Source organism: Comamonas sp. GB3 AK4-5 (genome assembly GCF_041320665.1).
Classification (GTDB): Bacteria; Pseudomonadota; Gammaproteobacteria; order Burkholderiales; family Burkholderiaceae_C; genus Comamonas.
In genome coordinates this window covers 2,968,957-2,995,560 of sequence record NZ_CP166730.1, presented here as the reverse complement: position 1 = coordinate 2,995,560, position 26,604 = coordinate 2,968,957, and the positions used below count along the sequence as shown (strand labels likewise).

Here is a 26,604-nt window from a genome sequence, read left to right as displayed (position 1 = left end):
GAGGTGCCCGATGGATTCTCTAAAAATCAATACTGCCCACTACAACGATTCTGTTGTACGGCAGTTTTCTATCATGGCCGTGGTATGGGGGGTGGTTGGTATGGCTGTGGGCGTGCTTGTCGCGTCCCAGCTGGCCTGGCCTGAACTCAACTTCGGTATTCCCTGGCTGAGTTTTGGCCGTTTGCGTCCACTGCATACCAATGCGGTGATTTTTGCGTTTGGTGGTTCGGCGCTTTTTGCGACCAGCTACTACGTGGTGCAGCGAACCTGCCACACAGCGCTGTTCCTGCCTAAGCTGGCGACCTTCACCTTCTGGGGTTGGCAACTGGTGATTCTGGCTGCTGCGATTTCGCTGCCCATGGGTTACACCCAGGGCAAGGAATACGCCGAGCTGGAGTGGCCTATCGACATTCTGATCGCCGTGGTGTGGGTGGCTTATGCCATCGTCTTCTTCGGCACCATCGGTATCCGCAAGGTCAAGCACATTTATGTGGCCAACTGGTTCTTCGGTGCCTTCATCATTGCTGTGGCCCTGCTGCACATTGTGAACAGCGCCTCGATTCCTGCTGGCTGGATGAAGAGCTACTCGGCCTATGCCGGTGTGCAGGACGCCATGGTGCAGTGGTGGTATGGCCACAATGCCGTGGGCTTCTTCCTGACCGCAGGCTTCCTGGGCATGATGTATTACTTCGTGCCCAAGCAGGCTGGCCGCCCCGTGTACTCGTATCGCCTGTCGATCGTGCACTTCTGGGCCCTGATCTTCACCTACATGTGGGCCGGTCCTCACCACCTGCACTACACCGCGCTGCCTGACTGGACCCAGTCCGTGGGCATGGTGTTCTCGCTGATTCTGTTGGCTCCCAGCTGGGGCGGCATGATCAACGGTGTGATGACCCTGTCGGGCGCCTGGCACAAGCTGCGCGACGACCCCATCCTGCGCTTCCTGATCGTGTCCCTGTCGTTCTACGGCATGTCCACTTTCGAAGGCCCGATGATGGCCATCAAGACCGTGAACGCGCTGTCGCACTACACCGACTGGACCGTGGGCCACGTGCACTCTGGTGCGCTGGGCTGGGTGGGTCTGATCACCATGGGCTCGCTGTACTACCTGGTGCCGCGCCTGTTTGGCCGCGAAAAAATGCACTCCGTGCCCGCCATTGAGCTGCACTTCTGGATGGCCACCATCGGCATCGTGCTCTACATCGCCGCGATGTGGATTGCCGGTGTGATGCAGGGCCTGATGTGGCGCGCCATCAATGCCGACGGCACGTTGACCTACACCTTTGTGGAAAGCGTGAAGGCGACCTATCCCTTCTACGTGATCCGTGTGGTGGGTGGTCTCTTGTACCTGGCCGGCATGCTGGTGATGGCTTGGAACGTCTGGATGACCGCCATGTCGGGTCGCGCCGTCAAGGTGCCCGTGGTCACCGTGAACCCCGCTCACGCCTGAGTTTGAGGAACCAATATGTCTGCATCTAATAACAAAGGCTTTACCCACGAGAAGGTGGAAACCAACAACTTCCTCTTGATCGTTCTGATCTTGCTGGTGGTGGCGGTGGGTGGCCTGGTGGAAATCGTGCCGCTGTTCTTCCAGAAGTCCACGACGGAGGCGGTGGAGGGCGTCAAGCCCTACCCACCCCTGCAGCTGATGGGCCGCGACGTCTATCTGCGCGAAGGTTGCTACAACTGCCACTCGCAGATGATTCGCCCCTTCCGCGCCGAGACCATGCGCTACGGCCACTACTCGGTGGCGGGTGAGTTCGTGTACGACCACCCCTTCCAGTGGGGCTCCAAGCGTACCGGTCCCGACCTGCACCGTGTGGGTGGCAAGTACAGCGATGAATGGCATCGCGTGCACTTGAACAACCCCCGCGATGTGGTGCCCGAGTCCAACATGCCTGCCTACTCCTGGTTGGAAAAGAGCATGGTGGATGACACCGTCGTGGCCCAGCGCATGAGCGCGCTGCGCAAGGTAGGCGTGCCCTACACCGACGAGGAAATCGCCGGCGCTGCAGAGCAAGTCAAGGGCAAGACCGAGCTGGAGGCTGTCGTGGCCTATCTGCAAGGTCTGGGCACCGCGCTGAAGTAAGGGGGCTGTATATGGATATCACCACCATGCGCATCCTGGCCACGCTGGCGTCGTTGGCGTGTTTCCTGGGCATTTGGTGGTGGGCGTATGCCCGCCGCAACCAGGCCCGATTTGATGAGGCAGCCATGCTGCCTTTTGATCAAGACTGATTTCTCCACCAGAACGAGAACATCCCATGAGCGATTTCGTAAACAATTTCTGGTCGGTCTATGTCGCTGGTATCACCCTGGTAGGCATCTTGGCTTGCCTGCTTTTGCTGGTGCTCACTGCCCGCAAACGGGTGGTGTCTGACAATGACAACACGACCGGGCACGTGTGGGACGAAGACCTGCGCGAGCTGAACAACCCCATGCCACGTTGGTGGATGTGGATGTTCGTCATCACCATCGTCTTCAGCCTGCTGTATTTGGTTGTCTATCCCGGTATGGGTTCGTACGCCGGCAAGCTGCAGTGGAGCCAGATCGGCGCCTATGAAAAGGAAATGGAAAAGGCCAACGAGGCGCTAGAGCCTCTGTATGCCCGCTTCACGACCATGACCACGCAGGACATTGCCAAGGACGACAAGGCCATGGCCATTGGCGAGCGTTTGTTCATGAACAACTGCGCCCAGTGCCACGGCTCTGACGCACGCGGCAGCAAGGGCTTCCCCAACCTCACGGACGGAGACTGGCTGCACGGTGGCGCGCCTGAGCAAATCCACGAAACCATTGCCAAGGGTCGCATCGGCATGATGCCGCCCCAGGCAGAGGCCGTGGGTACGCCGGAAGATGTGCGCAACCTGGCCCACTACGTGCTGAGCCTGTCGAACAGCCCGCACGACTCGCTGAAGGCCTCGCTGGGCAAGTCCAAGTTCATGATTTGCGCAGCCTGCCACGGTGCAGACGGCAAGGGCAATCAGATGCTGGGTGCTCCCAACCTGACCGACGACAACTGGCTGCATGGCTGGGGTGAACAAGCCATCGTGGACATGATCACGAACGGCAAGATGAACCAGATGCCTGCCCAGGAAGCCAAGCTCACGCCTGCACAGATCAATGTGCTGACGGCCTATGTCTGGAGTTTCTCCAACAAGCAGGGATCGGCTAACTGATCCGTTTGATGAACGAGGCGGCATGAGAGTGCCGCCTTTTTTCATTGGTGAGTTGAGAACATGTTCAACGTTTCCTCGCGGCGCGCCTGCGTAGAGGCATTGAAGATGTTCTAAGAAAGAAAGTTGCCCCATGACTTCTGTTAACGAGGAGAAGACCCCCAAGAAGGTCATCCCCATTCAGCCGGAACCGACCGAAACGCGCAGCTTCTATGAAGCGCACAAGCGCATTTATCCCCGCTCCATCCGCGGCGTCTTCATGCGCTGGCGCTGGGCGCTGGTGGTGCTGACCCAACTGGTGTTTTATGGCCTGCCGTGGCTGGAATGGGGACAGCGCCAGATGGTGCTGTTTGACCTGGGTGCACGCAGGTTCTACCTCTTCGGCCTGGTGCTGTACCCGCAGGACTTCATCTACCTGACGGGGCTGTTGATTCTGAGCGCCTTGGCGCTGTTCCTATTTACCGCGGTGGCGGGGCGGCTGTGGTGCGGCTTCAGCTGTCCGCAGACCGTGTACACCGAAATCTTCATGTGGATAGAGCAGAAGATCGAAGGTGACCGCAGTGCCCGTATCCGCCTGGACCAGGGCGGCTGGACCTTTGAAAAGCTCTGGAAGAAGAGTTGCACGCAGCTGGTGTGGATTGCCGTGGCGCTGTGGACCGGCTTCACCTTTGTGGGCTATTTCGTGCCCATCCGCGAGCTGGGTGTGGAGTTGCTGGCCCTGCAGGGTGGCTGGCAGATCTTCTGGGTGCTGTTCTATGGCTTTGCCACCTATGGCAATGCCGGCTATATGCGCGAGCAGGTGTGCAAATACATGTGCCCTTACGCGCGCTTTCAAAGCGCCATGTTCGACAAGGACACGCTGATCGTCAGCTACGACCCGGTGCGCGGCGAGAGCCGTGGCCCGCGCAAAAAAGGCATCGACTACCAGGCACAAGGCCTGGGCGACTGCATTGACTGCAAGCTGTGCGTGCAGGTCTGCCCCGTGGGCATCGATATTCGCGATGGTCTGCAATACGAGTGCATTGGCTGTGGCCTGTGCATCGACGCGTGCAACAGCATCATGGACAACATGCACTACCCGCGTGGCCTGATCCGCCTGACCACCCAAAACGGTGTGGCCAAGGGCTGGAAGCACGCGCAGATCCTGCGCCGTGTGCTGCGCCCGCGTGTGCTGATCTATTCCAGTATCTTGCTGGCACTGGCCGTGGCCATGGTGGTGAGCATGTCGATGCGCCAGCCGCTGAAGGTGGACGTGATCCGTGACCGTGCCTCGCTGGCCCGCATTGTGGCTGGTGGCAAGCTGGAGAACGTCTACCGCCTGCAGGTGATGAATGCCACGGAATCTCCTCAGACATACAGCATTCGCGTGCATGGTCTGGACGGTGCCGAGGTAGCATCGGAAACCGAAGTGCAGGTGCTGCCGGCCGAAACACGGGGCGTGGCCGTGCGGGTGCAGATCCCGTACGGTGCGGCTGGCACAGGCTCGCATGCGCTGCTGTTCGACATTGATGCGGTCAGCGGCCAGGGCAAGGTGAGCGAGAAGTCGGTCTTCATCGTGCCGCGCTAAACCTGGGGCAGGGGCGTCACATCCCCTGCTGTTTCCAATCAAGGGCGCCTGGTGCGCCAGAAGAAAAGAGTGATGACCATGACAGCAGCAAGCGCACAAACCGCCATGCAACAACCCGCCATGCAACAACCCAGCAAGCCCTGGTGGACGTTTCCCCATGTGTGGCTGGTGATCGCCGGCCCCGCCATCGTGGTGGTGGCCGCTTGCGCCACGTTCTGGATTGCGGTGCAGAACCCCGATCCCGTGGTGGATGAGGACTACTACCGCAAGGGCGTGGAGATCAACAAGACCTTGAAGAATCCGGAAATCAGCTTTGCCCCGGCGCTCAAGAGTCGCAACCATTCGGCCACGCCCCAGGAAGACCAACCGAGTCTCAAGCCGGAATAACAGCATCCATAAGGATGGGCAAGTCGTCCGTTGGGGTTGTGCATCAAGGCCCACTGTGCTTGCCAAGCCCGCTCCGGCATGCCATCCACATTGGATGCCTCGTCGTGCAGTTTCGCGATGCATGGAAAAAAGCCAACCTGTAGGTTGGCTTTTTGCTTGTGGGGTGCAGTTTTCAACGCGGGGCTAAGCGGATTGCACCATCCAGGCGAATCACTTCACCGTTGAGCATATCGTTCTCAAAGATATGGCAGGCCAGCTTGGCGTAGTCCTCTGGAGTGCCCAGGCGGCTGGGGAAGGGCACGCCGGCGGCCAGTGCGTCCTGCACTTCCTGGGGCATGCCAAACAGCATGGGTGTGCCGAAGATGCCGGGGGCAATCGTCATATTGCGGATGCCGTTGCGGGCCAGGTCACGGGCGATGGGCAAGGTCATGCCCACCACGCCGCCCTTGGAGGCAGCATAGGCTGCCTGGCCCATCTGGCCGTCATAGGCAGCCACGCTGGCGGTGGAGATCAGTACGCCGCGCTCGCCCGTGCTTTCGGGGGCGTTGGCCGACATGGCGGCGGCCGCCAGGCGGATCATGTTGAAGCTGCCCACCAGGTTCACGGTGATCACCTTCTGGTAGAGCGCCAAATTGTGGGCACCGTTCTTGCCCACGGTTTTCTCGGCAGGTGCCACGCCAGCGCAGTTGACTAGGCCCATCAGCTTGCCCAGCGAGACGGCCTTGTCGACCACGGCCTGGCCATCGGCCTCGTTGCTGACATCGCAGCGCACGAAAGCGCCGCCAATGGATTGGGCCACGGCCTCACCCTTGTCTTGTTGCATGTCGGCAATGACGACCTTGCCGCCCTTGGCTGCCAGCATGCGTGCCGTGCCTTCGCCCAGACCGGATGCCCCGCCGGTGACGATGAAAACCTTGCCTTGAATGTCCATGGTGTCTCCTGTGTACTTGGTTGACGTAAACGTCAATTATGCAGGGACGGTTGCTTCGGTCGCTGTCCCGTGGGTGCAACAGTGCGGGCGGAGAGCGGGCGAAAAAAAAAGCCCGGTCAGAAACCGGGCTTTAAAAGGATCCAAGAAACGGGGGTTTCGAGAGGATCCAAGGAGACAACTGGTGTCTTGAAGCGGAAGTGATCAAGACGATGGCGTGATTATAGGGAATACCCTAGAGTTTGCCAATGACCACTTCGGAAGTGTTGCTTTGTGGATCAACGCTTGCGGGTGGTGGAGGCTTGGGCAGCGTTGGCTGCGGTGCTGGCCACGGCGTTGATGTTGGCTTCGGCCATGTCGGAGGCTTGCTTGACGGCCTTTTGCATGCTGTCAAAGGCGTTGGTGGCGGCAGACACGGCGCTCTTCATCACGGCCACAGCGGTTTCGGAACCGGCGGGAGCGTTCTTGGCGGTGCTGTCCACCAGGTTGGTGAAGTTCTTTTGCAGTTCGCCGGCCTTTTCTTCAAAAGCCTTGGTGAATTCGCTGCTGGTGGCCGAAGCGATGTTGTACAGGTGGCGGTTGTAGGCAGCGGTCTTCTCGGCCAGGGGCTGGAACAGGTTGGCCTGCAGGGACAGCAGTTCCTGTGCATCCTTGGCGCTCAGCAGCGACTGGGTGTGGCTGGAAGCTTCGGTCAGTGCTGCGCGGGTGGCGGTGATGTTCAGCTCCACCAGCTTTTCCACGCCTTCGAAGGCCTTGGCGGTCAGACCAAACAGGGTCTCGAAGTTGGTTTTTTGTGCGCTCAGGATTTGGTCAGCGGTCAGGGACATAGTGGTTCTCCGGTTGGGTGTGGCCAATACGCTGGCCAATTGCGTCGTACTTGCGGCAGATAATGTTGCGCTGCAGCATCGGCAATTCTATGCAGTGCCAGTTTTCGTGCAAGTGTTTTTGTTGCGCTGCATCAAATAATTTGCTTCCAGGCGTGTTTTTGCCCACAGTGCCCGGATGGATGGCCGCGTGGCGGCCATGTTTGCCCCGATAGACGGCGTTGTCCACGGCGCCACAATGCCGGCCATGACTTCTTCGCCATCTCCCCGCACCTCGGTCCGCCCCGAGGCCCAGCTGCGCAGCAGCTACCGCGTCTTTCTTCCCATCACCACGCGCTGGTCGGACAACGATGTCTACGGCCATGTGAACAACGTCATCTATTACAGCTGGTTCGACACCGCCGTGAACGCCCATCTGATAGCGCAGGGCGTGCTGGACTTTCAGGGCGGCGACACCATAGGCTTGGTGGTGGAGACGCAGTGCAACTATTTTGCATCGCTGGCCTATCCGCAAAAAGTGGAGGCCGGCATTCGCGTGGCCCGTCTGGGCGGCAGCAGCGTGCGCTATGAGGTGGGTATTTTTGCCGAGGGCAGCGACAGCACGGCCGCGGCCGGCCACTTTGTCCATGTCTATGTGGATGCCGCCACGCGCCGGCCCAAGCCCTTGCCCGAAGCCCTGCGCGCTGTGCTGGAAGCATTGGCGGTTTCCTGAGTCCTTGTGCTCCGGTGTGGGCCTGGCTTGTTGTCCGCCCCTGCAGTCTTTTTGATAGCTGCCGCAGTGCGCTACATCTGCTTGCAAGCCCGTTTGGGCCATGGGTTTGTGGGTAGGGAATTTGGGCGGTGCAGCGGACGGCTTGGCCTACACTTGCCCTTTCGCCTCGATCGCGCCGCCGCGCGGCAGCCTTTTCATGATCATCCACAGCCTGCTCGACACCGATCTGTACAAGTTCACGATGATGCAGGTCGTGCTGCACCAGTTCCCGGGTGCCACGGTGGAGTACAAGTTCAAGTGCCGCAACCCCGGCGTGCAACTGGCCCCCTATGTGGAAGAGATACGCGCTGAAATCCGCCATCTCTGCAGCCTGGGCTTTGCGCAGGATGAGCTCGACTACCTGCGCTCGCTGCGCTATATCAAGAGCGATTTCGTGGATTTTCTGGGGCTGTTTCGCCTCAATGAAAAATACATCGAGCTCACGCCACGGGCCAGTGGCGAGATCGACATCACCATCCAGGGGCCCTGGCTGCACACCATTCTTTTCGAGATCCCGGTGCTGGCCATCGTCAACGAGGTGTATTTCCGCAATACCCAGCCCCAGCCCGACTGGAGCGAAGGCCGAGAGCGTCTGCAGGCCAAGATCGGCCAGATGCGCGGGGACAGTCTGGAGCATCTGAAGATTGCCGACTACGGCACGCGCCGGCGCTTTTCCCGCGGCTGGCATGAGGAGGTGTTGCGCACTCTGTGCAGCGACCTGGGCGCGGGCGAGCAGCGGCCGGCACCCGGCCACGGGCCTGGCCAGTTTGCCGGCACCAGCAATGTGCTGTTTGCCAAGCAGCTGGGCATCTTGCCCCTGGGCACCATGGCACATGAATACCTGCAGGCCTGCCAGGCCCTGGGCCCCCGGCTACGCGACAGCCAGATCTACGGCTTTGAATCCTGGGCGCGTGAATACCGGGGCGACCTGGGCATCGCCCTGTCCGATGTGTATGGCATGAGCGCCTTTTTGCGCGACTTCGACCAGTATTTCTGCAAGCTTTTCGACGGTGCCCGCCACGACAGCGGCGACCCCTTTGCCTGGGGCGAGCGCCTGCTGGCGCATTACCGCGCCAACCGCGTGGACCCGCTGACCAAGACGCTGATCTTCAGCGACGCGCTGACCATTCCACGCACCATAGAGCTGTACCGGCGCTTTCACGGCCGCTGCCTGCTGGCCTTTGGCATTGGCACCAATCTGACCAATGACTTGGGCTATGAGCCGCTGCAGATCGTGATCAAAATGACACGCTGCAACGGACAGCCCGTGGCCAAGCTGTCCGACACGCCCGGCAAAAGCATGTGTGAGGACGAGAAATACCTGGCCTATCTGCGCCAGGTGTTTGACATTGCCCACGTTGCATGAGCGGCGCCTGGCCTCATCAGAACAAGGAGACTCCCCCATGAAGCTTTCACGCAGTACCGCTGTGCTGATATCGCTGGCCCTGCTGCCCGGCGCTGCCATGGCGGCCGACATCGATGGCGCCACGCTGTCCGTGCTCTGGGGTGTGCCTTTTGCCGGTATCTTGCTGTCGATTGCGCTGATGCCGCTGCTGGCGCCCAGCTTCTGGCACCACCATTTCGGCAAGGTCACCGCCGCCTGGGCGCTGGCATTTTTGCTGCCCTTTGCCGCCGTCTTTGGAGGCCATGCGGCCCTGGTGAACCTGGTGCATGCGCTGGTGGCCGAATACCTGCCCTTTGTGATCTTGCTGACCGCGCTCTACACCGTGGCCGGCGGCATCTATATCCGCGGCAATCTGCATGGCACGCCGCTGCTGAACACCGGGATTTTGGCGGTGGGCGCGGTGCTGGCCAGCTTTATGGGCACCACGGGAGCGTCCATGCTGCTGATTCGCCCGCTGATTCGCGCCAATGACAACCGCAAGCATGTGGCCCATGTGGTGGTGTTCTTCATCTTCATCGTCTCCAACGCTGGCGGCTCGCTCACGCCGCTGGGAGATCCGCCGCTGTTCCTGGGCTTTTTGAAGGGCGTGGACTTTAGCTGGACGCTGCGCCAGCTCTTCCCCGAAACCCTGTTCCTGGTGGGCGTGCTGCTGGCCATCTTTTTTGCACTGGACAGCTGGCTGAGCCGCCGCGATGGCGAGCGTCGCCTGGTGGACCCCACACCCGACAACGCCACGCCCACCCAGCTGGGCTTTGACGGCAAGCTCAACTTCTTGTTGCTGGGCGTGGTCGTGGCCCTGGTGCTGCTCAGCGGCATGTGGCGTTCGGAGACCTTCTTTGATCTGGCCGGTACCCAGGTGGGCCTGCCGGGCCTGGTGCGCGATGTGGGTCTGATCGTGGTGACCCTGCTGTCCCTGGTGCTGACGCCACGCGCCGTGCACGAGCGCAACCAGTTTAGCTGGGGCCCCATGCAGGAGGTGGCCAAGCTGTTTGCTGGCATCTTTTTGACCATCATCCCCGTCATTGCCATGCTCAAGGCCGGCACGGATGGCCCATTCGGCGCCATCGTGCGGGCCGTGACCAACCCGGACGGCTCGCCCAATCCCGCCATGTACTTCTGGGCGACAGGTGCGCTCTCGTCCTTCCTGGACAATGCACCCACTTACCTGGTGTTCTTCAACACGGCCGGAGGCGATGCCCAGCTGCTGATGACCAGCATGGCGGCCACGCTGGGGGCTATTTCGGCCGGCGCCGTGTTCATGGGCGCCAACACCTATATCGGCAACGCCCCCAATCTGATGGTCAAGGCCATTGCCGAAGACCGTGGCGTGCGCATGCCCAGCTTCTTTGGCTATATGGCCTGGTCGTTCGGCATTTTGCTGCCGCTGTTCGTGGTGATGACCTTCATCTGGTACTGAGCCGAAGAAACCATGGATGTGCTGGCGCATCCATGGCAATGCAACGCAGCAAGTGGAATGCAGCAAGAGAGTGTGTATGGGCAGTGCGCTAGATGACGCAGACACCTTGGCCACGGCCATGGCATCGCTACACAGCAATCGCCACTATCTGAACGCCGTAGCGCGCATGGCAGCGCGGCGCGAGGTGGTGGTGGCGGAGCCCGTGGTCTCGGCGCTGGGCGTGCCTTTGCTGGAGCCTGGCCGCGTGCTGGATGGCAATTTGCTGCAGCTGCTGGGCGCGCACCGCCTGCCTGCCCCGCTGGATGCGCAGCTCACGGTCAGCGATCCGGTGGACATCACCGCGCTGTATGCGGAGGTGATGCGCCTGATGGAGGAGCACCCCCTGGGCCGTTTGCTGGCCGCCGAGCTGGGCACCGAAGGTGCTTTGCTGGGCCGGGCCTTGCGGCTGATGCACTGGCCGGCGCAGGCACGCTTCAAGATGACGTTGATGCAGGACCAACTGCCCGCGCTGTTCGAGCACAGCCTGCTGATGGCCATGGTGGCCTTGTTCCTGGGCATTCGCGCCGGCTGGGAAGAGGGGCAGTGCGCCAGGCTGGCAGCGGCCGCTCTGCTGCACGATGTGGGCATGCTCTATATGTCCAACGTCTGGACGGATGCGAACTACCAGCTTTCCGACCGCGAGCGCGCCCAGCTGGCGGCGCACTCCATCACCGGCTCCATGGTGGTGCAGGCCATGGGGGCCTACCCCTTCAGTGTGGAAGACGCGGTGCTGGAACACCATGAATGCATGGATGGCAGCGGCTACCCACGCCATCTGATGGGCGATGCCATATCGCCCATGGGCCGCGTGCTGATGGTGGCCGAAGTGGTGTCCGCCTTTTTTGGCAAATACCTGGCCGCAGCTGGGCAGCGCCTGTCGCTGATGCTGCGCCTGCATGCAGGCCGCTATCCCGCCGAGCATGTGGCCTCGGTGCTCAGCTTGCTGCAGCACGCCAGCAGCACGGCGCCTGCGGTGTCACCGGACGATGTGCTGCGCGACTGCCAGACCGTGGCCACCGTGCTGCGTTACTGGGCCTCCTGCAAGCGCGTGCTGCCCGCGCAATGGCAGGCACAGACCGGTAGCCGCGCGCTGATGTGGATGGACACCCGCATGCGTGCGCTGGAAGTGTCGTTGGCCGAGTCCGGTGCCCACCCACGCCCCCAGGAGGACTGGCAGCGCATCCTGGCGCAAATGCCCGACAGCGCGGCCGAGCTGGGCCTGATTCACCGCGAAGTGCTGTGGCAGCTCGACAGCTGTATGCACACCTGCCAGCGCCGCTGGCCCCCCAACGAGCGCTCGCCCTCCGAAGTGGAGCGGGCGCTGTGGACCTGGATACACAGCAGCCGCAAAGCCTTGGAGCAAGGTCGTGCGGATGCCGCCACGACCGCGCCGCAGGCTTGATGCCGGCGCGGATTTGAACCACACAACCCCAATGGAGACTCCCCCGCCATGCCAGCCCCCCGCATTCTGATTGCCCGTGCCATCTCGCCCGAAGTGGTGGACTTTTTGCGCCAGCATTTCGATGTGCAGGCCAACCAGGAGGACGTGCAGTGGAGCCCCGAAGAACTGGCCCGCCAGCTGCAGGGCAAGGACGGCGTGCTGACCACGGGCTCGCAGACCATCAATGCCGCGCTGCTGGCCGCTTGCCCCCAGCTCAAGGTGGTCTCCAACATGGCCGTGGGCTATAACAACTTCGATGTGCCCGCCATCACGGCGGCCGGCGTGCAGGCCACCAATGCCCCCGATGTGCTGACCGAGACCACGGCCGACTTCGGCTTTGCGCTGTTGATGGCTACGGCCCGTCGTATCACCGAAAGCGAGCATTACCTGCGTGCCGGACTGTGGAAGGAATGGCGCTATGACCTGTTTGCCGGCGCCGAGGTGCATGGCAGCACGCTGGGCATCATCGGCATGGGTCGCATAGGCCAGGGCATTGCCAGACGTGGCGCCCATGGCTTTGGCATGCAGGTGATCTACCACAACCGCTCCCGTCTCACGCCTGCGCTGGAGGCCGAATGCAAGGCCCGCTATGTGGGCAAGGGCGAGTTGCTGCAGACCGCCGACCATGTGGTGCTGGTGTTGCCCTTCACGCCCGAAAACCGCCACACCATTGGCGCGGCCGAGCTGGCGCAGATGAAGCCCACGGCCACGCTGATCAATATCGCCCGCGGCGGCATTGTGGACGATGCGGCCCTGGCCCAGGCCCTGCGCGCCAAGACCATTGCGGCCGCCGGCCTGGATGTGTTTGAGGGCGAGCCCGCTGTCCACCCCAATCTGCTCACTGTGCCGAATGTGGTGCTGACCCCGCATATCGCCAGCGCCACCATGGGCACGCGCCGCGCCATGGCGCAGTTGGCGGCGGACAACCTGGTGGCCGTGCTGGGAGGTAAGGCGCCGCTGACCCCCGTCAACCAGCCCAACGCCACAGCCCGAGCACCACGCTGGTCTTGAAAAACTTGCGTGCAATTTCGGGGTGCGGCATGAAGCCGCGACCTTGGTGCAGTGAGCGCGATTGGCGGAATGTCCTCGCCTTGCGGCTCGCTGCCGCCTCGTGTTGAGGCGGCCATGCAGCGCCTCATGCTTTGTTGCTCGCCGACATACTGTCTGCGGGCGAGACGCCGCGCCTGAAGCGCTGCCTGGCCGTTGTGGGCTTTGGTGCCACGCCTGCTGGGCTGCTCAGGCCCGCTCCGGCTGGCAGCAGTGCCTGAGAAAAAGTGAGCTTTCTGTGCAGATACAGCGCCACTTTGGATGCTGTTGTTATCTGCAACTGGCGAAAATGCTGCAGAGATAGCTATTGTTTTTAGGTAAGGAGCGCTTGTGCTGCAGACATGGATGATCTGGTTGGCCTTGGGGCTGCTGCTGGCGGTGTTGCTGCTGCAGCTGTGGCTGGTGTTGCGCCCGCGTAGCGGCGGTGTGGATGCCGGCCTGGCCCAGCCGCTGCAGGCCTTGCAGCAAGCCGCGCAGCAGACCCAGCTGGCCCTGGCCAAGAGCGACGGCGCGCTGGAGCATATGACCCAGCAGTTGCTGGGCCTCTCTCACCACCTGAACCAGCACCAGCAGGCCGCCAGCGACAGCCTGCGCAAGTTGGTGGAAGGGCGCATGGCCCAAAGCCTGGCCGAGGCCCGGGCCAGCCGCCAGGAGCTGCAGCAGCATTTTCAGCAGCTGCAAGAGGCCCTGGCCCAGCAGCTGCACCGGCTGCAGCAGGGCAATCTGCACAGCGCCGAGCAGTTGCGCGGCACGCTCAACGAGCGGCTGGCGGCCATACAGACCGACAACGCCGACAAGCTCGAAGCCATGCGCCGCACGGTGGACGAGAAGCTGCATGAGACGCTGGAGCAGCGCCTGGGCGAGTCCTTCAAGCTGGTCAGCGACCGGCTGGAGCAGGTGCACAAAGGCCTGGGCGAGATGCAGACCCTGGCCGGCAGCGTGGGTGATTTGAAGCGCGTGATGACCAATGTGAAGACCCGTGGCACCTGGGGCGAGGTGCAACTGGGCGCCATCATCGACAACGTGCTCACGCCCGCCCAGTACGCCAAGAACGTGAAGACTTTGCCGGGCAGCGACGAGCTGGTGGAGTTCGCCATCCGCCTTCCGGGCCAGGGCGGGGTGGACGACGCGCCAGTGTGGCTGCCCATCGACGCCAAATACCCGGTGGAGCATTACCAGCGCCTGCAGGATGCGCTGGACGCCGGTGAGCGCGCCCAGGTGGCCGCGGCCGGCAATGCCTTTGAATCCTCCATCCGTGCCGAGGCCAAAAAAATCGCCGCCAAATACCTGGCACCGCCCCACACCACGGACTTTGCCGTGATGTATCTGCCCAGCGAAAGCCTTTTTGCCGAGGTGCTGCGCCGGCCCGGTCTGGTCGAGGCCCTGCAAAACGACAGCCGCGTGGTGGTGACGGGGCCGGCCAATCTGGCGGCCATGCTCAGCAGTCTGCAAATGGGCTTCAAGACCCTTGCCATCGAGCAGCGTTCCTCCGAGGTCTGGGCGGTGCTGGGCCAGGTCAAGACCGAGTTCGCCAAGTTTGGTGAGGTGGTGGAGGCCACGCGCAAATCGATTGATGCCGCCGCCCGCCGCTTTGAGCAGGTGGATGTGCGCACCCGCGCCATACAGCGCAGGCTGCGCGGCGTGCAGGAGCTGCCTGCGCCAGGGGCAGATGCCCTGGGGGCCGCCATGGCGGTTGCTGCATTGCCGCCTGGAGAAGCGCCTGCGCAGCCGGGCGGAGCAGGACTGGATGATGAGGATGTGAACGCGTGAATGCTGCCTTGCTGCGCCTGATTGGGGCGCAAATTTCCATCCATGCCTGTATGACGGGCATGCGCATGGCCACCCCCTTGCTGGCGCTGCGCGAAGGCTATTCGGCCGCCGCCGTGGGCTTTTTGCTGGCCTTGTTTGCCCTGACCCAGGTGTTTCTGTCCCTGCCTGCCGGCCGCTATGCCGACCGCCATGGCCTCAAACGCCCGCTGGCCTGGAGTGTGGCGGCCGCCATGCTGGGCGCCGGCGCGGCTGCGGTCTTTCCCCTCTACCCCGTGCTGTGCGCGGCGGCCTTGCTGACCGGGGGCGCCTCGGGCGCGGCCATCATCGCGCTGCAGCGCCATGTGGGGCGCAGCGCACATGACAAGACCCAGCTGCGCAAGGTGTTCAGCTGGCTGGCGATTGGCCCGGCGGTGTCCAATTTTCTGGGGCCGTTTGCGGCCGGCCTGCTGATTGACTATGCCGGTGGCCAGGCCGCCAGCACCACGGGTTTTCGCGCCGCCTTTGTGCTGCTGGCCCTGCTGCCACTGGCGGCCTGGCTGCTGTCGCGCACGGTGCAGGAGTCGCCACAGGACGCGGCACCCGCTGCGGCCCAGCAGGCCACGGCCTGGGATCTGTTCCAGAACCGGGGCTTTCGCCGCCTGCTGCTGATGAACTGGGCGCTGTCGTCCTGCTGGGATGTGCACACCTTTGTCGTGCCCATTTTGGGCCACGAGCGTGGGCTGTCGGCCTCGGTGATCGGCTCCATCCTGGGCGCGTTTGCCATTGCCGCCGCCGCCATCCGCCTGCTGGTGCCTTTGCTGTCCGAACGCATCAGCGAATGGCAGGTGGTGTTCACCGCCATGGTGCTGGCGGCGCTGCTGTTCATGCTCTATCCGCTGATGCCGGGGGCCTGGAGCATGGGGGCCTGTTCGGTGCTGCTGGGCCTGGTGCTGGGCTCGGTCCAGCCCATGGTGATGAGCATGATCCACCAGATCACGCCACCCCAGCGCCACGGTGAGGCCCTGGGCCTGCGCATGATGGCCATCAACGGCTCCAGCGTGGTCATGCCCATGCTGTTCGGCACCCTGGGCGCGGTGGTCGGTGTGTCGGCACTGTTCTGGGCCGTGGGCGCCGTGGTGGGCGGCAGCGCGCGCCTGCCCTGGCTGATTGGGCGGGATGATTTGCCGGAGCATGTAAGCACCCCCTGAGCCGCTGCGCATCTTCCCCCTCTCTATCGCTACGCGTGGAGGGGGACGGCACCAGCGCCTAATCGGGATACAAGGCGGCCCTTGCGCGGTGCCCTGGCGTGGGCCGCGCCGATTTTTACGGCGTGGGTACAAGCAAGCCAGAGTATGGCAAAGATGTAGCTGGACCAAGCAGTAAAAAAGCCCGTGGCTTGGTGGCTCACGGGCTTGGCAGAAAAGAAGAAAAACCTCAGTCCGGCAGGTTGTAGAACTTCTTGATGATGTCCCAAGCCTGGGCTGGGTCGTCCACGTAGTGGAACAGCTCCAGGTCCTTGGCCGAGATCATGCCTTCCTCGACCAGCATGTCGAAGTTGTAGAGCTTTTTCCAGAAGGCCGAGTCGAACAAGATGATGGGCACGGGTTTGACCTTGGTGGTTTGCACCAGGGTCAGTACCTCAAACAGCTCGTCCATGGTGCCGAAGCCGCCAGGGAAGGCCACCAGCGCCTTGGCACGCATCATGAAGTGCATCTTGCGCAGGGCGAAGTAGTGGAACTTGAAGCTCAGGCCCGGCGTGATGAAACGGTTGCCCGATTGCTCGTGCGGCAGCAGGATGTTCAGGCCCACATTGGGCGCACCGGCTTCATGGGCGCCGCGGTTGGCGGCTTCCATGATGCCGGGGCCGCCACCGGTGCAGATGTACATGCGCTGGTCCTGGGGCTGGCGCAGGCTGTGCTCGGCCACCAGCTTGGCGAAGGCGCGGGCCTGGTCGTAGCGATGGGCGTTGCGCACGGCCTGCCCGGCCTTGGCAATGCGCTGCGCATCGCCGCTGGCTTTGGCTTCTTGCAACTGCTGGGCCGCGGCTTCGGGTGCAGCAAAGCGGGCGCTGCCATACACCACCACGGTGTGTTCGATGCCGAACTCGGACTGGCCGATATCGGGCTTGAGCATTTCCAGCTGGAAGCGTATGCCCCGGGTTTCCCGGCGGGCCATGAATTCGGGATCGGCAAACGCAAGGCGGTGGGCGTCGGGTTGGGTGAGATCCACGCTGTCGGCAACCTGGGTGGGGGCTTCCAGATCAGCCAGGGATTCAGCCAAAGAGCGGTCGTGCAGGGAGAGCGATGCGTCCATAGATTTCCAGAAAACTCCGTGATCAAGAAGGGCATCTTCGCAGAACTGCAAGCCCCTCTGCAGCAACTGCGCGGAATTCTTTGACTGGGCGGTATGGGCATGCTCTGGCGCAAGCGTTACCTCACCGTGGCGATGCCCGCGATGGTCAGCAGCAGCGATACCGCCAGGTGCGTAGCAGCCCAGCCGGCGGCCATGCTCCAGCGGCCTTGCTGCAGCAGTTCCACCACCTCGGCCGAGAAGCTGGAGAAAGTGGTCAGTGCGCCCAGGAAACCGGTGACCAGCAGCAGCCGCCATACGGGGTCTATGCCAGAGTGGGTCTGGAAGAACGCCACGCACACGCCGATCAGATAGCCGCCAATGGCATTGGCTGCCAAGGTGCCCCAGGGCAGGGCGCCCGGGACGCTGAGCCACAGGCCCAGCTTCCAGCGGGACAGGGCGCCCAGGCAGGCGCCCAGGCAGATGGCAAGAACTTGTTGCATGCCCGCCAGTGTAGAGGGTGCAAGACAGGCCGGTGTGGCGCAGGCACGCGGTGGGATGGCAGCCGCACTGGCGCAATGAGGGCCCGAGGGTGTCGGGTCTGCGAACTTCAGGTGAAAAAGTGCTTTGGCGCAGATGCAGAGCGCATCATGCGCTCAGTCTTTGATAGCGCTGGCGGCTTCTTCTTCGGTCAGGGGTTCGTTGCGCACCAGGCCGCTGACACTGGGCGGCACGTTGCGACCGGCACGTCGGTCGCGGAACAGGGCAGCGCGCATCAGAAAAATGGTGGTGATGGGCACGGTCACGGCGATGAACACCGCAATCAGCAGCGGGTGGGCTGCAAAGCCATGGTTGGAGACCGAGAAGAAGATGATGGAGGCCCACATGATCAGCCAGCAGCCCAGCGTGGCCACGATGGAGGGCGCATGCACACGCTCGTAATACGTCTTCAGTTGCAGCAGCCCCAGCGAGCCCATCAGCGCAACCAGTGCGCCGCAGACTGCCAGCACGCCAATGGCCACCTGGGCCCACAGTGGGAGCATGACATCACTCATTCGATCACCTCGCCGCGCAGCAGGAACTTGGCCATGGCGGTGGAGCTGACGCAGCCGAACAGCGCAATCAGCAAGGCCGCCTCGAAGTAGGCGCTGGAGCCATAGGTAATGCCCAGCACCAGCATCAAGAGCATGCCGTTGATGTACATGCAGTCCAGGGCCAGCACGCGGTCTTGCGCAGAGGGCCCTTTGAGCAGGCGCAGCAGGCAGCAGACCATGGCCACGGCCAGCAGAAACAGCGCCAGGGTGAGCGCATAGGTCAGCCACAGGCTCATTCGAAAATCTCCATCAGGGGGCGCTCGTAGCAGCGCTTGACATGGGCAGCGATCTTGGCGGCGTCGTCCACCTCCAGCACATGCAGCATCAGCATGGAGCGGTCACGCGAGAGCTCCGCCCAGGCTGTGCCGGGGGTGATGCAGACGATCATGGCCAGCACGGCCAGGGCATTGGGGTCGCGCATATCCAGCGGAATATGCACAAAGCCCGGAGGATGCTGGCGTTTTGCGGGGCGCAGCAGCAGGCGCAGCACCGCCAGATTGGAAATGGTGGTGTCCTTGACCACGGTGCTTGCCAGCTTGATCACCGTCCAGGGGTGGCGTATGCGCACGGGCAGCGGACGCAGTCCGCGCGTGAGCAGCGGAATGGCAATGCCCAGCACGGCGGCCAGCACCAGATGGCCTGCGCTGAACGAGCGGTTGAGCAGCAGCCAGACCACGAACAAAATCACCGACAGCAGCGGTGCGGGAAGAATGTGCTTCATGGGGCGGCCTCTGCGGTGGGCACCACGATGGCGGAAGGCGTAAATGCGGGGACAGCGGGTGCGGCAGCAGCAGGCACGGGATTGGGCACGGGGCGCTGCTGCATCACGGCGCGGATGTAGGTGGAGGGCGAGTGCAGGGCATTGGCCGCGTTCTGGGTGAACTCCATCACGGTGTGGGCCTGCAGGGTGAGCACCACGCACAAGGCCATCAGGGCCGCAATCGGCAGGCCTTCCACAATCCGCAGCTCGGGGGTGGCGCGGCCGTGGGTGGCCCAGAAATGGCGGATGCCGGCGCGTGTCAGCGCCACCAGAGCGCACAGGCCGGTGGTAATCAGCAGGGCCACCAGCACCCAGCCCAGCGTGCCGGCCTGGTAGCCGGCCGACTGGCCCAGGCCCACGGGGTTGACCAGGGTGGTCAGCATGGCGAATTTGCCGATGAAACCGGACAGCGGCGGCAGGCCGGTCACCACCAGCGTGCACAGGATGAAGGCAATGCCCAGGAAGGCGGCCGCCGCGGGAATGACGCGGCCGATCAGCACCTCTTCATGCTCGTCCAGGTTCATGGATTCGGTCGGCACCAGCTCTGGATTGAGGAAGGGGGCATCCTCGTCGTCGATGTCCACGCGGCTGGCCCCCGCGTTGCGCCAGCGGTCCATGATGTCGGCCAGCATAAAGAGCATGGCCACGGCCAGCGTGGAGCTGGGCAGGTAATACAGCAGGCCTGCGGTGAGCATATTCTGGCCAAAGCCGGTGGCGGCCAGCAGCGTGCCCGAGGACAGGATGGCGGCGTAGCCGGCCAGATAGGTCAGGCGCTGGGAGCTGAGCATGCCAAAGGCACCATAGGCCATGGTCAGCATGCCGGCAATGGTGAGCCACTGGCCGCCAAAGAGGGCGGAGTCTCCGGCCTCGCTGGAGAACAACAGCGTCCACAGGCGCAGCAAGGTGTAGACGCCCACCTTGGTCATCAGCGCAAACAGCGCACCCACCGGGGCGGAGGCCGCACTATAGGCAGGCACCAGCCAGAAGTTCAGCGGCCAGACCGCTGCCTTGATCAAAAAGGCCACGGCCAAAATGGCGGCTGCGGTGTGCAGCAGTCCCCGGTCGGCGGGGTGGACCTGGGGGATGGCCTGGGCCAGGTCGGCCATGTTCAGCGTGCCGGTGATGCCGTAGAGCATGGACACACCCACCAGGAACAGCGAGGAGGCTGCCAGGTTGACGGCAATGTAGTGCAGGCCCGACTGCACGCGCAGCCGGCCCGAGCCATGCAGCAGCAGTCCGTAGGAGGCGGCCAGCATGATCTCGAAGAACACGAACAGATTGAACAGGTCGGCCGTCAGAAAGGCGCCCGACAGGCCCATCAGCTGGAACTGGAACAGGGGGTGAAAGTGCACCCCGGCCTTGTGCCAGCGTGCCATGGCGAACAGGCACGCTGCCAGGGCCACGGTATAGGTCAGCACCAGCATCATGGCGGACAGCCGATCCAGGGCCAGCACAATGCCGAAGGGCGCCTGCCAGTTGGCGGCGAGGTACACCCCCATGCTGCTGGCGCTGTTGTGGTCGTCGGTCCAGCCCAGCAAGGCCATGGATGCCACCAGCCCCAGGGCGGTGGAGGCGATGTTCAATGCCACCTTGGTGCGCAGGAACTCCTCGCGCAGCAGCAGCATCAGCGCTGCGGTGAACATGGGCAGCAAAATGGGCGCCAGCATCAGGTGCGGCATCAGAGAATTCAGCCACTGCAGCATTACGGCATCTCCTGCTCGTCACGGGAGTTGATGCCGTCCACATGGTCGGTGCCGGACATGCCGCGCAGGGCCAGCAGCACCACCAGGAACAGCGCCGTCATGGCAAAGCCGATCACGATGGCCGTGAGCACCAGAGCCTGGGGCATGGGGTCGGCATAGCTGGCCAGTGTCTCGGCCACACCGGGCTGCATGACTGGCTCCTTGTCGATGGCCAGGCCCTCGCGGGTCATGCTGAAGATGAACAGATTCACGGCGTATGACAACAGCGACAGGCCGATGATGACCTGGAAGGTTCGCGGGCGCAGCAGCAGCCACACGCCCGATCCGGTGAGCACACCGATGGTGATGGTCAGCACGATTTCCATCAGCGAATCCCTTCCTTCAGGGCGGCAATGGTGGCCGCGGTTTCGGCTTGTTCTTGTTCTTCCATCAAACGTGCGTGGTAACGGTGGCCGCGCACCGATTGGTGGGCAATGGCCGTGAGGATCAGCAAGGTGGAGCCCACCACCAGCGCAAACACCCCGATATCAAAGAAGGTGGCACTGGCCAGGTGGATGGCCCCCACCACGGGCAAGGTGAAGTGGAAGGTGTGGCTGGTCAGGAAGGGGTAGCCGGCATAGATGGCGCCCAGGCCTGTGCCCAAAGCGAACAGCAGACCCGCCGCAATCCAGCGGCGCGGGAACAGCGGCATATGCGCTTCCACCCATTGCGTGCCGGAGACCACGTACTGCATCAGCAGCGCCACCGAGAACACCAGACCGGCCACAAAGCCGCCGCCGGGCTCGTTGTGGCCGCGCAAAAAGATGTAGACCGCCACCAGCGTGGCAAAAGGCAGCAGCAGACGCACCAGCACGGCGGGCGCCATCAGATAGCCCACGGCCGTGTCGCTGGCATTGCGGGGGTTGAGCAAGTCGGTTTGCAGGTCACCCGCCAAAAAGCGCTGTTGCTCGGGCAGATCCATGGTCTCGCGTGCAGGGCGGAAGCGCCGCAGCAGCGCATACACCGTCAGTGCCACCACGCCCAGCACCACGATTTCGCCAAAGGTGTCGAAGCCGCGGAAGTCCACCAGCATCACGTTCACCACGTTGCTGCCGCCGCCCTCGGGCACGGCGCGTTCCAGGAAGAAGGTGGAGGTGCTTTGCGAGAAGGGGCGGCTCATCATGGCAAAGGCCAGCCAGGCCATGCCGCCGCCGGCCGCCAGGGACAGCAGCAGATCGCGCAGGCGACGGCTGCGGGCACGCAGCTCGGTGGACAGCGCAGGGATGTGCAGATTCTTGTCGCGCTTGGGCAGCCAGCGCAGGCCCAGCAGGATGAGGATGGTGGTCACGACTTCCACCACCAACTGGGTCAGGGCCAGGTCGGGGGCAGAGAACCAGAGGAAGGTCAGCACCACGCACAGGCCGGCACCACCCAGCATGATAAGCGCCGCCATCCGGTGGTATTTGGCCTTCCAGGCCGCGCCCAGGGCGCACAGGCAGCCAATGGTCCACAGCAGCACAAAGGCCGGTGACAGGGGCAGCGGCGTGCGTCCGCCCAGCTCCAGCCCGCGCGCCCACAGCGGCAGCACGCCAGCGAGCACGGCCAGCGACACCAGCCACAGCATTTGCCACTGCAGGCGCTGGGTGGTGAGGGCGCGGCGCAGGTGCTTGGCCAGCAGGCTGACGCGGGCCAGCAGGTTCTCGAAGATGCGCTTGCCGCTCAGGCCTTGCAGCACGGGCACACCGTCATCGATGCTGCCATGCTGGCGCAGCACGCGCAGCGCGGTGTAGAGCGTGATGCCCCCGATCAAGGCCACGATGCTCATGATCAGCGGGGTGGTAAAGCCATGCCAGATGGCCAGACTGAACTCGGGCAAGCTGCCGCCCACCACGGGTGTGGCGGCCGCATTCAGAAAAGGAGCGACCGACCAGGCCGGGAAGATGCCCACCACCAGGCAGGCCAGCACCAGCAGCTCGACCGGCACCCGCATCCAGTGGGGCGGCTCATGGGGCTTGCGCGGCAGGTCGGTGGCCTTGGGGCCGAAGAACACATCGATGGTGAAGCGCAGCGAATACGCCACGCTGAAAATGCCCGCCAGCGTGGCCATGACCGGCAGGACAATGCGCACCCAGTGGGCCGCGTCCACAAACACGGTTTCGGCAAAGAACATTTCCTTGGACAGAAAGCCGTTGAGCAGGGGCACGCCGGCCATGGCCGCACTGGCCACGCAGGCCAGGGTGGCGGTGACGGGCATCATGCGCCGCAGGCCGGACAGGCGCCGGATGTCACGCGTGCCGGATTCGTGGTCGAGAATGCCGGCCGCCATGAACAACGAGGCCTTGAAGGTGGCGTGGTTCATGATGTGGAACACGGCGGCCACGGCGGCCAGTGGGCTGTTCATGCCCAGCAGCAAGGTGATGAGGCCCAGGTGCGAGATGGTGGAATAGGCCAGCAGCCCCTTGAGGTCATGCTGGAACATGGCCAGATAACCGCCCAGCAGCAGCGTGGTCGCACCGGCGCCACTGACCAGCCAAAACCATTCATCCGTGCCACTGAGCACAGGCCACAGCCGCGCCAGCAAAAACACGCCGGCCTTGACCATGGTGGCCGAGTGCAGATAGGCCGAAACCGGTGTCGGGGCCGCCATGGCGTGGGGCAACCAGAACTGGAAGGGGAACTGCGCGCTCTTGGTGAAGGCGCCTAGCAAAATCAGCAGCAGCGTGGGCACATACAGTGCGTGGTCGCGCACCTGTTGGGCGGCGGCCAGAATATTGTCCAGCTCATAGCTGCCCACGATATGGCCCAGCAAAATCATGCCGGCCAACATGCACAGGCCACCCGTGCCGGTCACGGTGAGCGCCATGCGCGCGCCGCGGCGCGCGTCCTGGCGGTGGTGCCAGTAGCCGATCAGCAAGAACGAAAACAGGCTGGTCAGCTCCCAGAAAAAGGCCAGCTGAATCACATTGCCCGACAGCACCACCCCGGTCATGGCCCCCATAAAGGCCAGGAAGAAGGAGAAAAAGCGCGGCACCGGGTCGGCCGGCGACATGTAGTAGCGGGCGTAGAGCACCACCAGCGCGCCAATGCCCAGCACCAGCATGCAGAACATCCAGGCGAAGCCGTCCATGCGCACCACAAAGTTCAGTCCCAGCGTAGGCAGCCAGGGAATCTCCTGGCGCAACACACCGCCATGGGCGATTTCCGGAAAGAACAATGCGGCCTGCACAAAGCAGGTCAGGGCGATCAGGCCAGCCAGTGTGGACTCGGTATTGCGCGCGTTGGCGGGCAGCACCGCAGCCATCAGGCTGCCGATGAAGGGCAGGAGGACGAGTGAGATCAGGGGCATGGGCTTTTTTATTCTACGGGCAAGCCTTTGCCAAGCTGCTATGAAAACCTGAGCATCTGCAGGCCATTGGTCATGCATTGCCCCGCGAAAACATGGCAATCTTGCTGACGAGGCCGCCATCTGCAGGCCTGTCCCGCCCTGCCAGCGCCTGCGCCAGGGGGGAGGCGCTCTCGCTGCTGGCCACCTGGCGTGGCCGTTTCAGGTGTTCAGTCGCTGTGCGCCACGGCGCTGTTCTGGGCCTGGCGACGGGCATAACGGCCCGCAATCACGGCGGACACCATCAACTGCAGGGGGTGAAACAGCATCAAGGGCAGCACGATGCTGCCGACCATGCTGGCGGGAAACAAAATCTTGGCCATGGGCACGCCGCTGACCAGGCTTTTCTGGGCGCCGCAAAACAAGATGGCGATTTCGTCTTCCGTGGAAAACCCCAGGCGCCGGGCGGCGAAGACGCACAGGCCCATGGAGCAGGCCAGCAGCAGGCCGCACACCACGAGCAGGCCCGCCATGGCTGGCAGCGGCATTTGCGCCCACAGGCCTGCCACCACGGCGCCGCTGAAGGCCGAATACACCACCAGCAAGATGGAGCCCTGGTCCACGATCTTGATGGAGCTTCCCATCCACTGGATCACAGGGGCGACCCAGGGGCGCATCAGATGGCCGACGACAAAGGGCAGCAGCAGCTGCAGGGCAATCTTGCCAATGGCTGCCAGCGGGTCGGAGGCCGTGGCATTCAGCTGCAGCAGCAGGCCCACCAGCAGGGGGGTGAACAAAATGCCCAGCAAGGTGGAGCCCGAGGCGCTGCAGATGGAGGCCGGCATATTGCCCCGGGCCAGTGCCGTCAGTGCGATGGCCGATTGCACGGTGGCGGGGACGGTGCACAGAAACAAAATGCCCAGGTACAGATCTGGTGTGACCAGGGGCTGCAGCAGCGGGCGCAAGGCCCAGCCCAGAATAGGGAAGGCCACGAACGTGATGGCGGTCACCACCAGGTGCAGCCGCCAATGGCCTATGCCCGCCAAAATAGCCGGGCGAGACAGCTTGGCGCCGTGCAGAAAGAACAGCAGCACGATCACGGCGCTGGTGGCTTTGCCCAGCCATTGCGCAGGCGTGCCCGAAGCAGGAAGAAAGCTGGCCAGGGCCACGGTGGCCATCAGCATCAGAGTGAAGTTGTCGGGGAGAAAGCGCGGGCGGGGCATGAAAAGGCGTGGGTGCAAGCAGGCAAGCCGGCCATTGTGGGGGAAAAGGCTGGCAGCGTCTGTGCAACAGGAGACTGTGGGGCGCGACAAGGCCCCGGCCGCATGTTGGAAAACAATTCCTAAACTTTGGCAAAAAGCTGCCGATAGCTTGGCATCACATCTGAAAAAAGGAATGCCATGTTGGTCATCAACCCAGGTCAGGCCGACGGCCAGCAGGCCGCCACAACGCGCGGTCACACCTTCCAGATGCCGGTGTTCAAGCCCGGCGTGCGTGTCATGCATGCAGGCCGCTCCGAGACCGTCAGCCATGTAGTGCTGCGCCGTCGCGAAATGGTGGTGCATCTGGTGGGTCGTGACGACCCGGTCAAGCCCGAGCGCCTGACACTCACCCCCACCATATTCACCACCGAGCGCCGCCCCGAAGTGCTGAACTGGTTTCTGTAAACCCAGCTCAACTTTCTATTGGCCTTCGCGCCCGCTGAGCTTTTCAGGCCCGCTGCCGGCAGGCAGCGGAAGTCAGGATTCCATTCCGCCATTGAAAAAACGCGCAGGCTGCCTCAAGCAGTCTGCGCGTTGTGTTTTCTCCGTGGCGGCGGGGTGTCGCTGTCAATCCGCCATGGGTTCACCCAGGCGCACCGGCGTGGCGGCATTCCAGCCGCTGTTGAAGGCTTTCAGCGCATCATTTGGCATCAGCATCACGACGGTGGAGCCCAGCAAAAAGCGGCCCATTTCCTCGCCTTTTTGCAGCGTGATCTGCTGGTCCTCGTAGCTCCAGCTGCGGATGTCCGGGCTGCGCGGCGGGTTGACCACGCCATGCCACACGGTGGCCATGCTGCCCACCACGGTGGCACCCACCAGCACCAGGGCAAACGGACCGGATTCGCCTTCAAAGATGCAGACCACGCGCTCATTGCGGGCGAACAGGCCGGGCACGCCACGCGCCGTGGTGGGGTTGACCGAGAACAGATCGCCCGGCACATAGACCATGCGCAGCAGCCTGCCGGTCTGCGGCATGTGGATGCGGTGGTAGTCGCGCGGGCTGAGGTAGATGGTGGCGAAATGGCCGTTGTCGAACTGGCGTGCCAGGGCTGCATCGCCTCCCAGCAGTGCCTGGCTGGAATAGTGGTGGCCCTTGGCCTGAAAGATCTGGTCGCCCGCAATCGGGCCGATCTGGCTCACCGCGCCATCGACCGGGCAAATCCAGCGGCTGTCACTCAGCGGGCGGGCACCTTCGCGCAGCGGGCGGGTGAAGAACTCGTTGAACGTGGCGTAGGCCGCAGGGTCCGGATTTGCCGCCTCCTGCATATTGACCTGGTAGCGCTGTATGAACCAGCGGATCACCGATGTCGTGAGCGAGCCGGCCTGCTTGGTGGCCAAGCGGCCCATGAGCATGGTGAGAGCCTGCTTGGGCAGCAGGTATTGCGGAAGTACGGCAAGGCGGTCGGACACTGAGGGAGAGCTCCAGAAGAGGGCGGTGGGACAGAGAGTGTGGGGCGCGAGGCC

Annotated in this window: 27 protein-coding genes; 14 read left to right on the top strand and 13 right to left on the bottom strand. The window is 63.3% G+C overall.

The genetic code is table 11. From position 1 onward, the window contains the following. The first annotated feature begins 10 nt into the window (after positions 1-10). From ccoN to ACA027_RS13465, 6 genes are all read left to right on the top strand, one after another. Entirely contained in the window at positions 11-1,450 is a 1,440-nt protein-coding gene (ccoN, locus tag ACA027_RS13490) for a cytochrome-c oxidase, cbb3-type subunit I (protein WP_370678737.1), read from the top strand. A 15-nt stretch (positions 1,451-1,465) separates the two neighbouring features. Beyond that, complete coding sequence (ccoO, locus tag ACA027_RS13485; protein ID WP_370678736.1) at positions 1,466-2,089, top strand: cytochrome-c oxidase, cbb3-type subunit II; 624 nt, start codon at positions 1,466-1,468, stop codon at positions 2,087-2,089. Positions 2,090-2,100: 11 nt separating this feature from the next. Next, a complete protein-coding gene (locus ACA027_RS13480) occupies positions 2,101-2,238 on the top strand; it encodes a cbb3-type cytochrome oxidase subunit 3 (protein WP_370678735.1) in 138 nt (45 codons plus the stop codon). A 26-nt stretch (positions 2,239-2,264) separates the two neighbouring features. Continuing rightward, the gene (gene ccoP / locus ACA027_RS13475) at positions 2,265-3,179 is read left to right on the top strand and encodes a cytochrome-c oxidase, cbb3-type subunit III (protein WP_370678734.1); all 915 of its coding nucleotides are present in this window, start codon (positions 2,265-2,267) and stop codon (positions 3,177-3,179) included. Between the two features lie 130 nt (positions 3,180-3,309). Continuing rightward, entirely contained in the window at positions 3,310-4,743 is a 1,434-nt protein-coding gene (ccoG, locus tag ACA027_RS13470) for a cytochrome c oxidase accessory protein CcoG (RefSeq protein WP_370678733.1), read from the top strand. Between the two features lie 78 nt (positions 4,744-4,821). Beyond that, the gene (locus ACA027_RS13465) at positions 4,822-5,130 is read left to right on the top strand and encodes a FixH family protein (protein WP_370678732.1); all 309 of its coding nucleotides are present in this window, start codon (positions 4,822-4,824) and stop codon (positions 5,128-5,130) included. 172 nt (positions 5,131-5,302) lie between these two features. Here ACA027_RS13465 and ACA027_RS13460 read toward each other — a convergent pair whose 3' ends face one another. The 3 genes from ACA027_RS13460 to ACA027_RS13450 form a co-directional block, all read right to left on the bottom strand. Then, positions 5,303-6,061, bottom strand: a complete 759-nt coding sequence (locus ACA027_RS13460) for a 3-hydroxyacyl-CoA dehydrogenase (RefSeq protein WP_370678731.1) — start codon at positions 6,059-6,061, stop codon at positions 5,303-5,305. 275 nt (positions 6,062-6,336) lie between these two features. Further along, entirely contained in the window at positions 6,337-6,885 is a 549-nt protein-coding gene (locus ACA027_RS13455) for a phasin family protein (RefSeq protein WP_370678730.1), read from the bottom strand. Beyond that, entirely contained in the window at positions 6,869-7,111 is a 243-nt protein-coding gene (locus ACA027_RS13450) for a hypothetical protein (RefSeq protein WP_370678729.1), read from the bottom strand. The genes ACA027_RS13455 and ACA027_RS13450 overlap by 17 nt, the downstream gene beginning before the upstream one ends. Positions 7,112-7,120: 9 nt before the next feature. Between ACA027_RS13450 and ACA027_RS13445 the strand changes: the two genes are divergently transcribed. The 7 genes from ACA027_RS13445 (at position 7,121) to ACA027_RS13415 (ending at position 15,939) form a co-directional block, all read left to right on the top strand. Beyond that, positions 7,121-7,594 (top strand): acyl-CoA thioesterase, encoded by a 474-nt coding sequence (locus ACA027_RS13445; RefSeq protein WP_370678728.1) that lies wholly within the window; start codon positions 7,121-7,123, stop codon positions 7,592-7,594. 196 nt (positions 7,595-7,790) lie between these two features. Next, a complete protein-coding gene (gene pncB / locus ACA027_RS13440; RefSeq protein WP_370678727.1) occupies positions 7,791-8,999 on the top strand; it encodes a nicotinate phosphoribosyltransferase in 1,209 nt (402 codons plus the stop codon). Positions 9,000-9,036: 37 nt separating this feature from the next. Next, a complete protein-coding gene (locus ACA027_RS13435; RefSeq protein WP_370678726.1) occupies positions 9,037-10,455 on the top strand; it encodes a sodium:proton antiporter in 1,419 nt (472 codons plus the stop codon). A 76-nt stretch (positions 10,456-10,531) separates the two neighbouring features. Beyond that, a complete protein-coding gene (locus tag ACA027_RS13430) occupies positions 10,532-11,896 on the top strand; it encodes an HD-GYP domain-containing protein (protein WP_370678725.1) in 1,365 nt (454 codons plus the stop codon). Between the two features lie 48 nt (positions 11,897-11,944). Then, positions 11,945-12,946 (top strand): 2-hydroxyacid dehydrogenase, encoded by a 1,002-nt coding sequence (locus ACA027_RS13425; RefSeq protein ID WP_370678724.1) that lies wholly within the window; start codon positions 11,945-11,947, stop codon positions 12,944-12,946. A gap of 381 nt (positions 12,947-13,327) precedes the next feature. Further along, positions 13,328-14,752 carry a DNA recombination protein RmuC gene (locus ACA027_RS13420; RefSeq protein WP_370682584.1) on the top strand — a complete coding sequence of 475 codons (1,425 nt, stop codon included), beginning with the start codon at positions 13,328-13,330 and terminating at the stop codon, positions 14,750-14,752. After that, positions 14,749-15,939, top strand: coding sequence for an MFS transporter (locus ACA027_RS13415; RefSeq protein WP_370678723.1), 1,191 nt, complete (start codon positions 14,749-14,751; stop codon positions 15,937-15,939). The genes ACA027_RS13420 and ACA027_RS13415 overlap by 4 nt, the downstream gene beginning before the upstream one ends. Before the next feature lie 226 nt (positions 15,940-16,165). Here ACA027_RS13415 and ACA027_RS13410 read toward each other — a convergent pair whose 3' ends face one another. The 9 genes from ACA027_RS13410 to ACA027_RS13370 all read right to left on the bottom strand — a co-directional run bounded on the left by ACA027_RS13410 (position 16,166) and on the right by ACA027_RS13370 (position 25,101). Further along, positions 16,166-17,044: a TIGR00730 family Rossman fold protein gene (locus tag ACA027_RS13410; RefSeq protein WP_370678722.1), complete on the bottom strand. Its 879-nt coding sequence runs from the start codon at positions 17,042-17,044 to the stop codon at positions 16,166-16,168. A gap of 116 nt (positions 17,045-17,160) precedes the next feature. Then, positions 17,161-17,523, bottom strand: a complete 363-nt coding sequence (crcB, locus tag ACA027_RS13405) for a fluoride efflux transporter CrcB (protein WP_370678721.1) — start codon at positions 17,521-17,523, stop codon at positions 17,161-17,163. 153 nt (positions 17,524-17,676) lie between these two features. After that, entirely contained in the window at positions 17,677-18,075 is a 399-nt protein-coding gene (gene mnhG, locus ACA027_RS13400) for a monovalent cation/H(+) antiporter subunit G (protein ID WP_370678720.1), read from the bottom strand. Then, positions 18,072-18,350 carry a K+/H+ antiporter subunit F gene (locus ACA027_RS13395; RefSeq protein ID WP_370678719.1) on the bottom strand — a complete coding sequence of 93 codons (279 nt, stop codon included), beginning with the start codon at positions 18,348-18,350 and terminating at the stop codon, positions 18,072-18,074. Before ACA027_RS13395 ends, mnhG begins: the two co-directional genes overlap by 4 nt. Next, positions 18,347-18,835 carry a Na+/H+ antiporter subunit E gene (locus ACA027_RS13390; protein WP_370678718.1) on the bottom strand — a complete coding sequence of 163 codons (489 nt, stop codon included), beginning with the start codon at positions 18,833-18,835 and terminating at the stop codon, positions 18,347-18,349. The genes ACA027_RS13395 and ACA027_RS13390 overlap by 4 nt, the downstream gene beginning before the upstream one ends. Further along, a complete protein-coding gene (locus ACA027_RS13385) occupies positions 18,832-20,577 on the bottom strand; it encodes a monovalent cation/H+ antiporter subunit D (RefSeq protein WP_370678717.1) in 1,746 nt (581 codons plus the stop codon). The genes ACA027_RS13390 and ACA027_RS13385 overlap by 4 nt, the downstream gene beginning before the upstream one ends. Further along, entirely contained in the window at positions 20,577-20,942 is a 366-nt protein-coding gene (locus ACA027_RS13380) for a Na+/H+ antiporter subunit C (RefSeq protein WP_370678716.1), read from the bottom strand. Before ACA027_RS13380 ends, ACA027_RS13385 begins: the two co-directional genes overlap by 1 nt. Then, entirely contained in the window at positions 20,942-23,902 is a 2,961-nt protein-coding gene (locus ACA027_RS13375) for a monovalent cation/H+ antiporter subunit A (protein WP_370678715.1), read from the bottom strand. Before ACA027_RS13375 ends, ACA027_RS13380 begins: the two co-directional genes overlap by 1 nt. 206 nt (positions 23,903-24,108) lie before the next feature. Beyond that, a complete protein-coding gene (locus tag ACA027_RS13370; RefSeq protein WP_370678714.1) occupies positions 24,109-25,101 on the bottom strand; it encodes a bile acid:sodium symporter family protein in 993 nt (330 codons plus the stop codon). Positions 25,102-25,278: 177 nt separating this feature from the next. Between ACA027_RS13370 and ACA027_RS13365 the strand changes: the two genes are divergently transcribed. After that, positions 25,279-25,545: a hypothetical protein gene (locus ACA027_RS13365; RefSeq protein WP_370678713.1), complete on the top strand. Its 267-nt coding sequence runs from the start codon at positions 25,279-25,281 to the stop codon at positions 25,543-25,545. 162 nt (positions 25,546-25,707) lie between these two features. On the opposite strand, the gene asd is transcribed toward ACA027_RS13365, so the two are convergent. Continuing rightward, positions 25,708-26,550 carry an archaetidylserine decarboxylase gene (gene asd, locus ACA027_RS13360; protein WP_370678712.1) on the bottom strand — a complete coding sequence of 281 codons (843 nt, stop codon included), beginning with the start codon at positions 26,548-26,550 and terminating at the stop codon, positions 25,708-25,710. Positions 26,551-26,604: the final 54 nt, after the last annotated feature.